11 protein-coding genes and 1 pseudogene are annotated in these 15,192 nt (G+C 69.5%); all 12 read right to left on the reverse strand.

Annotation, left to right across the window (positions count from 1 at the left end; translation table 11 throughout):
• A pseudogene (locus TVH25_RS06780) lies at positions 1 to 265 on the reverse strand (hypothetical protein); the annotation flags it as partial.
• Between the two features lie 187 nt (positions 266 to 452).
• Positions 453 to 1,112: a cell division protein FtsQ/DivIB gene (locus tag TVH25_RS06785; RefSeq protein ID WP_422423655.1), complete on the reverse strand. Its 660-nt coding sequence runs from the start codon at positions 1,110 to 1,112 to the stop codon at positions 453 to 455.
• 68 nt (positions 1,113 to 1,180) lie between these two features.
• Entirely contained in the window at positions 1,181 to 2,710 is a 1,530-nt protein-coding gene (gene murC, locus TVH25_RS06790) for a UDP-N-acetylmuramate--L-alanine ligase (RefSeq protein ID WP_169620162.1), read from the reverse strand.
• The gene (murG, locus tag TVH25_RS06795; protein WP_422423656.1) at positions 2,707 to 3,861 is read right to left on the reverse strand and encodes an undecaprenyldiphospho-muramoylpentapeptide beta-N-acetylglucosaminyltransferase; all 1,155 of its coding nucleotides are present in this window, start codon (positions 3,859 to 3,861) and stop codon (positions 2,707 to 2,709) included. The genes murC and murG overlap by 4 nt, the downstream gene beginning before the upstream one ends.
• Positions 3,858 to 5,288, reverse strand: coding sequence for a putative lipid II flippase FtsW (ftsW, locus tag TVH25_RS06800; protein WP_169620379.1), 1,431 nt, complete (start codon positions 5,286 to 5,288; stop codon positions 3,858 to 3,860). Before ftsW ends, murG begins: the two co-directional genes overlap by 4 nt.
• 68 nt (positions 5,289 to 5,356) lie before the next feature.
• Complete coding sequence (gene murD, locus TVH25_RS06805; protein WP_422423657.1) at positions 5,357 to 6,853, reverse strand: UDP-N-acetylmuramoyl-L-alanine--D-glutamate ligase; 1,497 nt, start codon at positions 6,851 to 6,853, stop codon at positions 5,357 to 5,359.
• 4 nt (positions 6,854 to 6,857) lie between these two features.
• Positions 6,858 to 7,937 (reverse strand): phospho-N-acetylmuramoyl-pentapeptide-transferase, encoded by a 1,080-nt coding sequence (mraY, locus tag TVH25_RS06810; RefSeq protein WP_169620165.1) that lies wholly within the window; start codon positions 7,935 to 7,937, stop codon positions 6,858 to 6,860.
• The gene (locus TVH25_RS06815; protein ID WP_169653068.1) at positions 7,934 to 9,463 is read right to left on the reverse strand and encodes a UDP-N-acetylmuramoyl-tripeptide--D-alanyl-D-alanine ligase; all 1,530 of its coding nucleotides are present in this window, start codon (positions 9,461 to 9,463) and stop codon (positions 7,934 to 7,936) included. Before TVH25_RS06815 ends, mraY begins: the two co-directional genes overlap by 4 nt.
• Positions 9,460 to 11,121, reverse strand: coding sequence for a UDP-N-acetylmuramoyl-L-alanyl-D-glutamate--2,6-diaminopimelate ligase (locus TVH25_RS06820; protein WP_422423659.1), 1,662 nt, complete (start codon positions 11,119 to 11,121; stop codon positions 9,460 to 9,462). Before TVH25_RS06820 ends, TVH25_RS06815 begins: the two co-directional genes overlap by 4 nt.
• A gap of 119 nt (positions 11,122 to 11,240) precedes the next feature.
• On the reverse strand, positions 11,241 to 13,013 hold the full coding sequence (locus TVH25_RS06825; protein WP_296549103.1) for a peptidoglycan D,D-transpeptidase FtsI family protein: 1,773 nt from the start codon (positions 13,011 to 13,013) through the stop codon (positions 11,241 to 11,243).
• Between the two features lie 125 nt (positions 13,014 to 13,138).
• Complete coding sequence (locus TVH25_RS06830) at positions 13,139 to 13,939, reverse strand: hypothetical protein (RefSeq protein WP_296549062.1); 801 nt, start codon at positions 13,937 to 13,939, stop codon at positions 13,139 to 13,141.
• 3 nt (positions 13,940 to 13,942) lie between these two features.
• Positions 13,943 to 14,953, reverse strand: coding sequence for a 16S rRNA (cytosine(1402)-N(4))-methyltransferase RsmH (gene rsmH, locus TVH25_RS06835; RefSeq protein WP_169620169.1), 1,011 nt, complete (start codon positions 14,951 to 14,953; stop codon positions 13,943 to 13,945).
• Between the last annotated feature and the right edge of the window lie 239 nt (positions 14,954 to 15,192).

The following is a 15,192-nucleotide window of genomic DNA, read 5'->3' on the forward strand; positions in this document are numbered from 1 at the left end:
CCGCTGCGCGCTCGGCCGGGGGGGCCGGGGCGGCCGGGCGCCCCCCGGCGGGGGCGGCGCGGGCGCCGAGGCCGCGGGTCAGTTCACGGCCGACGTCGAGTTTGACGTCGGCGTCGGACATCAGCAGAGCCTGCGCGTCGGTGTTGACGGCAATGAACTCGACTCCTTTGAGTCCCTGCTCGATCATGCGGTTGACCGCGTTCACGCCGCCACCGCCGATACCGACGACCTTGATTACGGCGAGGTAGTTGTGCGGGGGCGTCATGGGCTCTCGCCTTCCTGGGTTTTCGGGTCACGCTTCGATCAATCGATGTCGCCGCCACCGTGAAAACCCTCAACCATAGCTTGAAGGTGATGTCAAGTGCGCGACTGGTTCGAAACGCTATGGCACCACAACGGGGATTTGCTAGTGGACTCGCCGGAGAGAGCGCACGAATTTCGCGGCGATCTCCTCAGCGGACCGTCGAGAGGTCCGGGCTGGCGACATCGAACTGCTGACCTGGCTGGGTGAGCAACGGAAGAATCACCGCTGCCTTGCGTTCCGATCTTTCCACACTCCCCCACACCACCACCCGGCCGTCCGCCAGAACGAGCGAGATATCCGTCTCCGAGCGGGCTTCCACGGCGTCGACCTGCACACCGAGTTCCGGTGGCAGCACGTCGAGCACGCGCACCGCGGCCACCGTCGCGGGATCGCCGGTGCCCGGTGTCGCGGTGACGAGACGGGGAGTCAGGAGCGGCGGTGGTTCGACCGCGAAATCGACGCCCTCGGCGTCGACCGAGTGGGTGCCGTCGGACGCCTCGAAATACAGGACCGCTTGACGCTCGGTGACTGTCACCCGCACCGACGACGGGTACTCACGCTGCACCCGGACGGACGCCGCACGCGGGAGAGTCGCGACGCGCTGCGCTGCCGCGGCGGTATCGACCTGGAGCAGCGGTGTGCCTTCTGCGACCGCGAGCGCGTCGAGCACCTCTTCCCGTGTCACGACGCCGATTCCTTCGACGTCGATGGTGCGCACCGACAACAGCGGCGAGAACCAGGCGACGGCGATCGCGGCGAGCAATGCCACCACGACACCGGCGCCGAGGAACACCGTTCGCACCCGCACGGAACGACCCGACGGGCGCCGGGCGGTGTTGCGGTCGCGTCGATCCCGCGTTCGGGTGGAGGAGGGCGTCACGAGCCTGCCGACTCCGGTCCGGAAGCGGTGGACCGGAACCGGCTGGGCCGGCTGTGCAGGGCGTCGAGAATCTGCCGGCCGAGCATCGTGACATCGCCCGCGCCCATGGTGATCACGATGTCACCGGGTCGGCTGAGGTTCGCCACCTGACGGGGCACCGCGGACAGATCCGGTTGATAGTGCACCGGTTTGGTCACCGCCCGCGCGACCAGTGCGCCGCTCACCCCCGGAATCGGTTCCTCACGGGCTCCGTACACGTCGAGGACGACCACCTCGTCCGCGAGATCGAGCGCGGCACCGAACTCGGTGGCGAACGTCTCTGTCCGCGAATACAGATGGGGCTGGAACACCACGATCACCCGGGGGCGTTCCGTCCCGGATTCGGTGTACCGCAGCGGTTCCCCCGCGACCAGTTCGGCGGCTGCGGCCAGAACGGCCCGGACCTCGGTGGGATGGTGCGCGTAGTCGTCGAACACCCGCACGCCGTGTTCGCGGCCGGTGTACTGGAAACGGCGGTGTACCCCACCGAATCCCGCGAGACCCTCGATCGCTTCGTCGACCTGGGCACCGGCGTCGAGTGCCCCGAGCAACGCCGCGAGAGCGTTGAGCGCCATGTGCCGGCCGGGCACCGACAGGCGCACCGTGCGCGGACCCTCTTCACCGGTGAGATGGAACTCGGCGACACCGCCGATGTCCTTGGCTTCCCAGTCCAGCAGTCGCACGCCCACAGGCACGCCACGGTATTCGGGATCCGTGCCGATGACATCGGACGTGCCGTACCCGAGGATCCGCAGGTCGCGGCGGCCCGACGCGACGACACGCTCGGCGAGCGCGGCCGAACCCGGGTCGTCGAGACACACCACGAGCAGCCCACCTTCGGGCAGGCGCGCGACGAAGTCGTCGAACACGCGGGTGTAGGCCTCGGGAGTGCCGAAGTAGTCCAGATGGTCGGGCTCGATGTTCGTGACGATGATGGTGTCGGGGTCGTACTGCAGGAGCGAGCCGTCGCTCTCGTCGGCCTCGGCGACGAAGACGTCCCCACTGCCGTGATGGGCGTTGGTGCCGGATTCGTTGAGTTCACCGCCGACCGCGAAGGACGGGTCGAACCCGCAGTGCTGCAGCGCGACCACCAGCATCGACGTGGTCGAGGTCTTGCCGTGCGTACCGGAGACGAGGAAGGTCCGGTGCCCGCGCATCAACGATGCGAGGACCGTAGGCCGCAGCAGGATCGGGATACCGCGCTGCCGTGCCGCGACCAGTTCGGGATTGTTCTGCGGGATCGCGGCGAACGTGGTCACCACCGCGGTCGGACCGCCCTCGAGCAGGTCGAGGGCACCGGCGTCGTGCCCGATGCGAACCTGGGCGCCGCGCGCTCGCAGTGCGAGCACGCCGCGGCTCTCCTTCGCATCCGACCCGGATACCTGTCCGCCGCGAGCCAGGAGGATGCGTGCGATACCGGACATTCCGGCGCCGCCGATCCCGACCATGTGCACCCGCTGGAGTTCTGCGGGCAACTGCGCACTCATCGTTCGCTCCTGTTCGGTTCCGTACCGGCCACGTCCAGCACGATTCGTGCCACTTCGTCGGCGGCACTGCGGTGTCCGGCCGCGCCCGCACGCCGACCCATCTCGTCGATTCGCTGCCGGTCGCGCAGGAGCGGGACCACAGTGCCGGCGATGTACTCGGGCGTCAGATCGCCGTCCGCGACAATCATCGCACCCCCGGCGGCGGCGACGGGACGGGCGTTGAGTGCCTGTTCCCCGTTGCCGTGTGGAAGCGGTACGTATACCGCGGGCAGTCCCACGGCCGATACCTCCGCGACGGTCATCGCACCCGACCGGCACACGACGGCGTCGGCCGCCGAGTAGGCGAGGTCCATGCGCTCGAGGTACGGCACCGCGACGTACGGCGCGGTCGCATGGCCGGGATGGGGAGGAATGCTCACGGTGTTCTTCGGACCGTGCGCATGCAGCACGGCGATCCCCGCCTCGGCCAGCGCGCCGGATGCCCCGACGACCGCCTCGTTGAGCGAGCGTGCGCCCTGGGATCCGCCGAAGACGAGCAGTACCGGCACGTCGTCGGGAAGCCCGAAGTGGCGGCGCGCCTCGGCCCGCAGCGCCCGACGGTCGAGACGGGTGATGGACGAGCGCACCGGGATACCGACGATCTGCGCGTCACCGCGGCGGAGGATCCCCGATCCCGGCACTGCCGCGAGTACCCGTTCGGCGCGCAGCGCGCCGATCCGGTTCGCGATACCGGCGCTCGCGTTGGCCTCGTGCACGATCACGGGGATGCGACGCCGCCTCCGGAGCGGTCCGGCCCCGGCGGCGAGATAGGCGGGCAGCGCGACGTATCCGCCGAACCCGACGACGATGTCGGCATCGACCTCGTCGAGGATTTCGCGGGTGCGGCGCACCGAGGCCACCACACGGGCGGGCAGCTTCGCCAGGTCGAGGGTCGGCTTGCGGGGCAGGGGCACCGGCGGGATCAGCTCGAGGGGGTACCCGCGCCGCGGCACGAGCGTCGTCTCCAACCCGCGCGCGGTGCCGAGCGCGGTGATCCTCGCCTCGGGCACGAGTTCCCGGACGGCATCGGCCACGGCGAGTGCCGGTTCGATGTGGCCGGCGGTCCCACCTCCGGCCACCACCACGGACAGGGCAGACTTCTCCCCACTCACCTACGATTCCCTCGCTCTCCGGTTCGTCCATTCGCACCGCGTGTGGTGCGGGCGGTCTTCTGACGGGCGGCACGGGCCGATTCCCGTGCGGGTTCGGCTCTGCGCGTGGGTGCGCCGTCCACCCGGGCGGGCGCCCGGCGCGTCCGGGTACCGGCACCGGCAGAACGGCCACGGTCGTCGCGGCCGGCGGCCCGCGGGTCTCCACGGCGCTGCGCTGCCCGTGCTGTGACGGTACGCGTTCCGCCCCGGGGCGGCAGGTACGGTTCCGGTTGCCGCAACCGGATCAGCCGCGCGAACCGGCCGTCCTGGCCCGCCTGGAGTGCGGCGATGGCCTCCGGTTCGTGGCGGGCAGCATTGGCGATCAGCCCGAACATGAGAAGTGTCGTCGCGGTCGAGGTGCCACCGGCGGACACCAGGGGCAACTGGAGACCCGTCACGGGGAGCACACCGACGACGTAGCCGATGTTGATGAAGGCCTGGCCGATGATCCAGGTGGTCGCCGTGGCGGTGAACAGACGCAGGAACGGGTCGACCGACCGCATCGCGATGCGGAGCCCCACGAAGGCGAACAGGCCGAACAGGCCGATGACCGCGGCGCCGCCGAGAAAACCGAGTTCTTCGCCGATGATCGCGAAGATGAAGTCGTTGTGCGCGTTCGGAAGGTAGCTCCACTTCGCGCGGCTCTGGCCGAGGCCGCGGCCCCACAGCCCCCCGTCCGCCAGCGAGAACTTGGCCTGGCGTGCCTGATATCCGATGCCCTGGGGGTCGTCGCCCGGATTGAAGAAGGCGCGCACCCGCTGTGAGCGGTAACCGGCGGTGACCGCGAGGATCGCCGCGAGCGCGACCGCGGTCCCGAGCATCCCGAGGTACACCTTGAGCGGCAACCCGGCGAACCACAGCAGCGCCAGCACGATGATGACCAGCGACACCGTGGTACCGAGGTCGGGCTGCAACACGATCAGCCCCGTCACGACCAGCGCGGCGGGGAGGAGCGGGACGAGCATCTCCTTGAGCGTGGAGTTCTCTGCGCGTCGCGATGCCAGCAGGTGGGCGCCCCACAATGCGAGCGTGATCTTGGCGACCTCGGACGGCTGGAGGGACACCCCGAAGACGACGAACCAGCCTCGTGTGCCCTGCGAGAGGGTGCCGATGCCGGGGATGAGCACCAGGACGAGCGCGGCGACCGACGCTGCGAATGCGACGAACGAGTACTTCCGCAGCAACCGCACCGGTATCTGCAACGCGATATAGAAGATGACCATGCCGATCGCGGCGAAGACCAGCTGGGAGGTGAACAGCCCGTAGGCGGACCCCACCGACACCACGGCCCCGACGCTGGACGACGACAGCACCATCACCAGGCCGAGCACGGTGAGCAGCACCGCGATCGTCACCACGAGGTGGAACGATGCGAGTGGCCGGGCCATCCACGCGCCGAGCCGCCCGCCACGGGCCTCCACGGCCGGACGTCGGGACGCTCGGCCTGGCTTCGAGATCACCGCTCGGTCCCGCCCCGGCGGAGTTCTTCCACAGCGGCGACGAAACTGCGACCGCGTTGCGCGTAGTCGGCGAACATGTCGAGCGACGCGGCGGCCGGCGCCAGCAACACCGCCTCACCGGGCCGGGCGAGCGCGGCGGCCTCCTGCACGGCGACACGCATCGCCGTGGGGGCGTCGGCGCCGGGCACGGCGACTCGTCTCGGTCCGGCCTGCCCACGCGCCTCTCCGGGGAGCTCACTGGTCATCGCACCATCGTCGCGCGTGTCCACCAGCACCACGGGGACCTCGGGTGCGTGTCGCGTGAGTGCGTCGGCAATCTCCCCGGCGTCACGTCCGAGCAGCACCACCGCGGAGAGCCGCGGTGCCACTTCAACCACGAGATCGTCGACGCGGGCGCCTTTGAGGAGGCCTCCAGCGATCCACACCACGCGATCGTGGGCGAGAAGTGAACTGCGCGCGGCGTGCGGGTTGGTGGCCTTCGAGTCGTCGATGTAGTGGACCTGGTCGACGACCCCGACGGGTGCGGCGCGATGCGGCCCGACCCGGTGCCGCAGCAGTCCGTCGTGCACGGCCGATTCCGGGACGTCGATGGCACGGGCGAGCGCCGCTGCCGCCAGCGCATCGGACAGGCCCGCGGGCCCCGGCGGTGTGACGTCGTCGACGGACGCGAGCACCGCGGAGTCCGCGAATGCGCGGTCGACGAGAACGTCGCCGCTGATCCCGAGTTCGCCGGCATCGGGATAGCCGAGCGTGAATCCGACGGTGAAGACGGCGCGCGATCGGTCGCGCAGCGACCCTGCGATGGGGTCGTCGAGTCCGAGCACCCCGACGGTCCCGGTCAGCGCGCGAAGCTTCGCCTCGATGTAGTTCTCGATGCCGCCGTGCCAGTCGAGATGGTCTTCGGCGATGTTGAGGATCACGCCGGCGTCGGGCCGCACCGACGGAGCCCAATGCAGCTGGAACGACGACAGTTCGACAGCCAGCACATCCGCGCGGGGCTCACTGCGGCGAAGCACGTCGAGCACCGGCAGACCGATGTTGCCGCAGGCCGCGCTGGGGATCCCGGCAGCCTCGAGGATCGCGTGCAGCATCGTCGTCGTGGTGGTCTTGCCGTTGGTGCCCGTCACCACCAGCCACCTGCGGGCAGGACCGTAGATCTCCGCCCGGTCGATGCGCCACGACAACTCGATATCGCCCCAGATGGGAAGGGCGGCACCGGCCGCCCGCGACAACAGCGGTGCGCTCGGCGGAAAACCGGGGCTCGTGACGACCAGGGCGAAATCATGCAGCGACGTGTTGTCTTCGAGCAGGCGGTCCAGCTCGACCGTGTCGGCTCCCAGTTCGGCGCACCGTGCCAGCGCATCGGCGTTGCGGTCCGTGACGGTGACGTGGGCGCCGAGATGGGACAGCGGCGCGATCGTCGCCCGGCCCGACACCCCGGCACCCGCGACGAGGACGCGGGCTCCGCGCAGTCGCTCCAGATCGTAGGTCATGGCGTCAGTCCCCGATCGCCGCGAGATACTCGCTGTAGAACAGGGCGAGGCCGATCGCCGAGGCGATGGCGGCGAGCAACCAGAACCGGATGATGACCGTGGTTTCCGCCCATCCGCCGAGTTCGAAGTGGTGGTGGAACGGCGCCATGCGGAACACGCGCCGTCGGCTGGAGCGGAACACCGCCACCTGGATGACCACCGACGCGGCTTCGGCGACGAACAGCGCGCCGATGACGACCATGAGCAGTTCGGTGCGGGTGGTGACCGACAGACCGGCGAGCATCCCGCCGAGGGCGAGCGAACCGGTGTCGCCCATGAAGATCTTCGCGGGAGCGGCGTTCCACCACAGGAAGCCGATGCACGCGGCCGCTGCGGCCGCGCACAGCAGCGCGAGGTCGAGCGGGTCGCGGACGTCGTAGCACCCGGCGGTCGGTTCGACCACGCACGCATTGCGGTACTGCCAGAACGTGATGATCACGTACGCACCGAGCACGAGCGCCATCGACCCCGCGGCGAGCCCGTCGAGTCCGTCCGTGAGGTTCACCGCGTTCGACCACGCGCTGACCAGCAGATAGACGAAGAGTATGAACACGATCGAACCCATCGACACCGTGGCGATGTCGCGCACGTACGACAGGTCGGTGCTGGCGGGCGTCAGTCCGTCACTGTTGCGAAACTGCAGCGCGAGGATGCCGAAGGCCACGGCTGCGACCAGCTGGCCGACGAGCTTGGCCGTCTTGTTCAGACCCAGGTTGCGCTGCTTGCGGATCTTGATGAAGTCGTCGAGGAAACCGACGCCGCCCAATGCGGTGGTCAGGCCGAGGACGAGCAGGCCCGACGCCGTGGGTCCCTGAGCGTCGTAGCCCAGGCCGATCAGGTGCGACCCCCAGTATCCGGCCCACAGGCCGGCGAGAATCGCGACGCCGCCCATCGTGGGCGTGCCGCGCTTGGCCTGATGGCTCTGCGGGCCCTCCACCCGGATCTCCTGGCCGAAGCCCTGCCGGGAGAAGGCTTTGATGAGGACCGGGGTGAGCAGGATCGACACCGCAAGTGCGATACCTGCGGCAAAGAGAATCTGTCTCACCGGGCGTCCTCCGTCCCCGTAGCAGCGGTGTTGTCGGCGGGGTCGCCGAGCAGGGCATCGGCCACCGCCCACAGTCCGACCGATTGTGACGCCTTGACGAGAACGATGTCGCCCGGCTCCAGTTCTTCACGGAGAAGAGCGATCGCCGCGTCCGCGTCGGGCACGTGGCAGGCTTCCTCGCCCCAGGATCCTTCCATCACAGCGCCCTGGTAGAGGCCACGGACCTGTCTCGTGGGTCCGACCGCGATGACGCGGCTGACGTCGAGCCGGACCGCGAGGCGGCCGATCGCGTCGTGCTGGACGACGGAGTCGTCGCCGAGTTCTGCCATCTCGCCGAGCACCGCGAAGGTGCGGCGACGGGTGTTTCCGGCTCGCGCCATCGTCACCAGTGCTTTGATACCCGCCCGCATCGAATCCGGGTTGGCGTTGTAGGCGTCGTCGATGATCGTGACGCCGTCGGCGCGCGTGCGCACCGCCATACGGTGCGCCGATACGGGCGATGCGGCGGCGAGAGCGCCGGCGGCCTGCTCGGGGGTCGCACCGCACTCGACCGCGACGGCGAGGGCCGACAGGGCGTTGGAGACCTGGTGCTCACCGTGCACCGCGAGGGTCACCGGTACGCGGCGCTCCCCCGCGTCCTCGCGGAAGACGGCGGTGAACGACGCCCGCGCCTCGTCGTCGAGGCGCACGTCCTCGGCGCGGATATGGGCAGTGTCTCCGCTGCCGACCCACACCACGCGTGCCGTTGTCCGCGCTGCCATCTGCGCCACGAGGAGATCGTCTGCGTTGAGCACCGCGACGCCACCCTCCGAGGCGTCGGGCAGTGCCTCGACCAGTTCGCCCTTAGTTTGGGCGATGACTTCCTGCGACCCGAACTCGCCGAGGTGCGCGGTGCCGACGTTGAGCACCACGCCGATCTTCGGCGGTGCGATGGCGGCGAGTGTCGCGATGTGCCCGCGACCACGCGCGGACATCTCCAGCACGAGGAACCGGGTGTCCTCGGTGGCGCGCAACGCCGTCCACGGATGACCCAGTTCATTGTTGAACGATCCGGGCGGCGCGATCACCGGGCCGAGGGGTGAGAGCACCGCCGCGAGCAGATCCTTGGTCGACGTCTTGCCGGCAGATCCGGTGACGCCGACGACCGTCAGCCCGCGTGCGGTGAGGGCGTCGACGACCGACCGTGCCAGAGCGGCCAGCGCCGCGAGGACCGCAGCGCCCGAACCGTCGGCGTCGTGCTCGAGGGCGAGCGCGTTGGTGTCGGTGGGGGCGAGCGCCGGCACCACGATCGCGGGAACACCGACCGGTCGCGCCGCAAGCACCGCGACCGCCCCGGCCTCGATCGCTGCGGCCGCGTGGTCGTGGCCGTCCGACCGGGCGCCGGGCAGCGCGAGGAACAGGCCCCCGGGGCCGATCTTCCGGGAATCGAACTCCACCGTGCCGGTCACCTCGGCGGACGGATCATCGGTGTCGTAGAGCGTTCCCCCGACCACCTCCGCGATGCGTTCGAGTGTCATCGGGATCATGCAGTGCCTCCGTGATGCGGACCGCCCACAGCGGGCGGGATGTGACCGTCGTACCCGGAGGTGCTGCGGCGGTCGATGGACGCGGCCAGCACCTCTCGGTCGTCGAAAGGATGCTTCGTGCCGTCTATTTCCTGACCGGTCTCGTGGCCTTTACCGGCGACGAGGACGACATCCCCCGGGCGGGCCCACTGCACGGCGGCATCGATGGCGGCCGCACGGTCGCCGATCTCGAGGATGTCACCGCGTTCGGTGTCGGGGACGGCCCATGCCCCGTCGAGCACCGCCGCGCGGATCGCGGCGGCGTTCTCGCTGCGGGGGTTGTCGTCGGTGACGATGAGCAGATCGGCTCCGCGAGCGGCGACCTCGCCCATGAGCGGTCGCTTACCGCGGTCGCGGTCTCCTCCGGCCCCGACGACGACCGCGATCCGGCCGGTGGCGCTGCCGCGCAGAGTGTCCACCACCGCCGAGAGAGCCGCGGGTTTGTGGGCGTAGTCCACGATCGCGAGAAAGTCCTGTCCTCGCTCGACACGTTCGACCCGTCCGGGAACCGAGACGGTGGCGATGCCGCGGATCGCGGCGTCGAGGTCGGCGCCCACGGCAGCGCAGATCGCTGCCGCCAGGGCGGCGTTGGTGACGTTGTACCGCCCGGGCAGAGCGACCGACATGCGGTGCCCGTCGCCGGCGGGTCCGGTCAGCGTGAAGTCCTGCGCTCCGTCGGGGTCGGTGGTCGGGTCGGAAACCGTCCAATCGGCCGGGGTCCCCGGTGCGGTGCCGAGCGTCCACACCGCGTCCTCGCCGGCGCGGCCGGTCGCGGCGACCTCGGCCATCCGCTCGCCCCAGGGATCGTCCACGCATACCACCGCGCGTGCGGCTCGCACCGGGGAGTCCTGCGCGAACAGTCGCGCTTTCGCACCGAAGTAATCCTCGAAGTCCTTGTGGAAATCGAGGTGATCCTGCGACAGATTGGTGAACGCACCGACGTCGAAGTCCGTGGCGTCGACGCGTCCGAGCGCCAGCGCATGGCTCGACACCTCCATCACCACGGTGTCGACACCGCGTTCGAGCATGACGGCGAACAGAGCGTGGAGTTGGGGAGCTTCCGGCGTCGTCAGGGCGCTGGGTATCCGGATGCCGTCGATGCGGGTCTCGACGGTGCCCACCAGACCGGCGACATGCCCGGCCGCGGACAGCCCCGCTTCGACGAGATAGGCGGTGGTCGTCTTGCCGGAGGTGCCGGTGATGCCGACGACGCGCATCCGGCGGGACGGATGTCCGTACACCGTCGCCGAGGCAGCGCCCAGTACCGAACGAGGATCGGGATGCACCAGGACCGCGACGGGGCCGGACGCGACCGCAGCGACGAGGTCGCATCCCTCCGCATCGGTGAGGACGGCGACGGCACCCCGGTCGAGGGCCTCGGCTGCGAAGGACGCGCCGTGCGCGCGTGCACCGGGCAGGGCCGCGAAGATATCGCCGGGTCGGATGCCCTGTGCCCGGAGATCGATGCCGGTCACCGAGGTGTCCCCGGCCGGCGCTTCGTTCCCCACCGCGGTCAGCTCGGCGCCGATCGCGGCGGCGAGATCCTCGATCCGCGTCACCGGTGGATGTTCGGGCCGACGGCCCTCCTCCGGAGGCGTCGGATCCGGACTCGATGACACAGGCACCAGGTTCCTCTCACTATCGCCGCAGCGTCTCGCTGCCGGGCTCAACGGTTGCGTTCGTTCCGGCGTATCACGTTACCGACGTGCCGGGGCAAGGGCAGCAGGCGGTCGGACGATCAGTCGATCTGCAGGATCAACTTGCTCCCCGGATCGGTGGACAGCGGCACTCCGGTGCGCTGCAGCAACCACGACGCGATGTCGCGGAACAGCGGCGCGGCCGATTGACCGCCGGACCCGTCGGCACTGCGCGTCGGTGCGTCGAGCATGATCCCGACGACGTACCGAGGATCGTCCGCCGGGGCGATACCGGCGAAGGTGATCCAGTAGTCCGAATTCGAGTAGCACTTGCAGTTCTGGTCGATCTGCTGGGCGGTGCCCGTCTTACCCGAAATCTGGTAACCCTCGATCGCGGCTCCGGTGCCCGTCCCGCGCTGGTTACCGGTGTCGTCCTGCACCACCGACCGGAACATGTCGCGCACGGTCGCGGCGGTCTGCGGGCTCACGACACGCACCGGGTCCGGCCGCGGTGTCTCCTCGCGAGACCCGTCCGGTCCGATCGTCGCCCGGACGATCCGCGGAGGTACGCGTTCGCCGTCGTTCGCAATCGCCTGGTAGATGCTCGTCATCTGCAACAACGTCATCGACAGGCCCTGCCCGATGGGCAGGTTCGCGAAGGTGCCACCGGACCACTGCTCGCGGCTGGGCACCAGGCCGGCGGATTCGCCCGGCAGGCCCACCTCGGTGCGCTGCCCGAGTCCGAACAGGTTCAGCATTTCGGCATAGCGGTCCTCACCGACCCGCTCCGCGAGCATCAGTGTGCCCACGTTCGAGGACTTTCCGAACACGCCGGTCGTGGTGTACGGGACCACCCCGTGGTCCCACGCGTCCTTGACCGTGGCACCGGACATGGTGATGGTGCCGGGCACCTGGAGTACCTCGGCGGGGGTGGTGAGGCCGTCCTCGATGGCCGCGGCAGCAGTGATGATCTTGTTCACCGACCCGGGCTCGAACGGGGAACTCACCGCGAGGTTGCCCTGCTCCGCGTCGGGCGGGTTGTTGGCCACCCCGATCGACGGGTCGAACGTGTTGTCGTTGGACATCGCGAGCACCTGGCCGGTGTGCGCGTCCAGGACGACCGCCGACGCGTTCTTCGCACCCGACAGGTCGCGGGCACGTTGCACCTGCTGCTGGACGTAGTACTGGATGTCGTTGTCGATGGTGAGTTCGACGGACGATCCGTTCACGGCGGGTTGCCGGTCACGCCAACTGCCCGGGATCACCGCACCGTCGGAACCCCGGTCGTACGTCGACGAACCGTCCGTACCGGCCAGCATCGAATCCATCGAGGCTTCGAGGCCGATGAGACCGTGTCCGTCCCAGCCCGTCGCGCCCACGATGTTCGCGGCGAGGGAACCGCCCGGATACAGCCGGATGTCCTGCCGTTCGAGACCGACCATGTCGTATTCCTCGACGATCTCGGCTGCGACACCCGGGTCGACCCCGCGCGCGAGATAGACGAAACTCTCGTCGCTTTCGAGTTTCTCCAGCACGTCCTTCTCGGGTGCCGCCGTACCGAGTGCCTTGTGCACGGCCTTGGCGACGCCCTCGAGATATTCGTCGGTCGCAGGCGCCGACGGGTCCTTCTCGCGTGCTTCTTCCAGTTCTTTTCGGACGCGGACCGGTTGAAAAGTCAGCGCTTTCGCTTCCATCGTGTAGGCGATCGGGTTCCCGTTGCGGTCGCCGATCGTCCCCCGGGTCGCAGGTTCGACGAGACGGGTGGTCCGCTGGCTCGCAGCCTCGGCCGACAGCGTCGGTGCTTGGAACACCTGGACCACCAGCAACTGCACGGCGACGGCGGCCAACGCCAAGAACATGACCCCGCGCCCGATCCGGTTCCGGAACTCGAAGCCGGTGGAACCGCCACGAGCCGGAGCCTGTCGAGCGCGTCGGGCGCCGCCGCGTGCTGCCGGTGTCGCACGACCCGGCGGTACACGGCGAGAGGTGGAACCTCGCGTCACCGGCGCCCGTCCTCGGGCTCCGCCGGTTGCCCGGCGCCCAGAGCCTCGGCGGCCTGCGGCGCGGCGTCCTCGGGTCGGGGCATCTCGCTCACGGGAACCAATTGTTCCGCTTCCACTCCGGGGGCCCCGGCATTCGGGAGCTCCGGCGTGGCGGTCTGCGGGTTCGCCGGGCGGGGCGCAGCGTTCTCGGCCAGCGCGTCCGTTCCGCTCGGGCGCGGGGTCGGTTCTTCACCGACCTCGGACAGCGGGCGCGGGTTTTCGACGCCGGCACTACCCGACAGGGGCGCTTGCCCACGTGTCTCGGTGCTCGCCCGCCCGCGGTTGAGCGGAGCCGGAGGAGCGCCCTGGGCGGGGACGGCTTCTCCCACGACGCGGACGGATCCGTCCTCGGCGACGACGATCCGCGCCACCTGCGAACTGGGGATCATGCCGAGCTTCGCGGCTTCCACGGCGAGTACCGGTGCGGAGTTGCCCGCCTCGACGTCGCGCTGCAGCACTGCGCGTTGCTGAATCAGAGTTTCGTTGAGGGCGCGCGCGGTGCTCAGGTGATAGGTGTCCTCCGCGGCACCGCTCGTGAGCAGGAGCGTCGCGGCCATACCCACCCCGAGCAGAGCGAGAATAGTGGCCACGAACGGGATTCGGGTCCGGACACGACCGCCTCCGGTGGTACGTCCGCGCGTCTGCGCCACAGGCACGCCGAGTTGCGCGGCGCGCTGGTTCCGGCGCTGATATGCGCGTTGCGCCGCCGTGGATCGAGCCGGCCCGCGGTGGGGCGACGACGCCACCTGTACGGTCATCGGTTACCTCCTGGCGATTCGTTCTGCAGCACGCAGGCGGACGGGAGCCGAACGTGGGTTGATCTCGATCTCGTCGTCCGAGGCGCGTTCGGCGCCACGGGTCAACATGCGAAGCTCGGGTCCCATCCCCGGCAGTTCCACCGGGAGTCCCTCGGGGCTGCGCGATTTCGCGCGAGGAGCGAGTTCCTGCTTCACCACCCGGTCTTCGAGGGACTGGTACGACATGAAGACGATCCGGCCGCCCACCGCCAACGCGTCGAGAGCCTCGGGAATGGCGTCACGCAGCGAGTCGAGTTCGCTGTTGACCTCGACGCGTAGCGCCTGGAACGTCCGCTTGGCGGGGTGGCCGCCGGTACGGCGCGCCGCAGCAGGGATCGCCCGGTAGAGGAGTTCGACGAGTTCGCCGCTGGTGCGGAACGGGGTCTTCTCCCGGGTGCGGACGATGTCGGAGGCGATCTTGCCCGCGAAGCGTTCCTCCCCGTAGGTGTGGAGGATCCTCGCGAGGTCGCCGTGACTGTAGGTATTGAGCACGTCCGCAGCCGTGATGCCCGTGGTGGGATCCATCCGCATGTCGAGGGGAGCGTCCTTGGAGTACGCGAAACCGCGTTCCGCCTCGTCGAGTTGCATCGACGAGACTCCGAGGTCGAACAGAACGGCGTGCACGGACCCGACGCTGTCGAGGCCGCACTGCTCGAGCGCGTCGGCGAAGCCGTCGTATCGCGTGTGCACGAAGTCGGTGCGATCGGCGAACTCGGCGAGCCGGTTCTGCGCGATCGACAGCGCATCGGGGTCGCGGTCGAGTCCGACGAGGCGAAGACCTGGATAGGTTCTCAGAAAGTGCTCGGCGTGCCCACCGAGACCGAGCGTGGCGTCGACGTAGACCGCACCTTCGCCGCCGGGGCCCACCGCTTCGATCGCGGGGCCGAGGATTTCGACGGCCCGGCCGAGAAGGACGGGGACATGCCCGAATTCTCCGTGCTCGTCCGCGGTCGACTCGTCCTCGCCGTCCACCATGTCTCCTCCGGAATCCTGCTCGGGCCGCATACGGTCTGTCGGTTACTCGTTCGAGATGCTCGGTGTCGCACCGGTTCCGGATACGGCGACGGCGAATGCCTCGAGGTCTCTGTCCGAGCGAGGGAGACCTGACGCTGGGGAAGTGCGTCAGGGCTTCCCTGTCCGGACCTGGCGCTGGGGAAGTGCGTCAGGGCCGGCGTCGGGCAGAGACCTCGCGGCATTCGCCGCGCAGCCGTGGC

This window comes from Rhodococcus sp. 7Tela_A2, assembly GCF_049311045.1.
In the GTDB taxonomy this organism is placed as follows: Bacteria; Actinomycetota; Actinomycetes; order Mycobacteriales; family Mycobacteriaceae; genus Rhodococcus.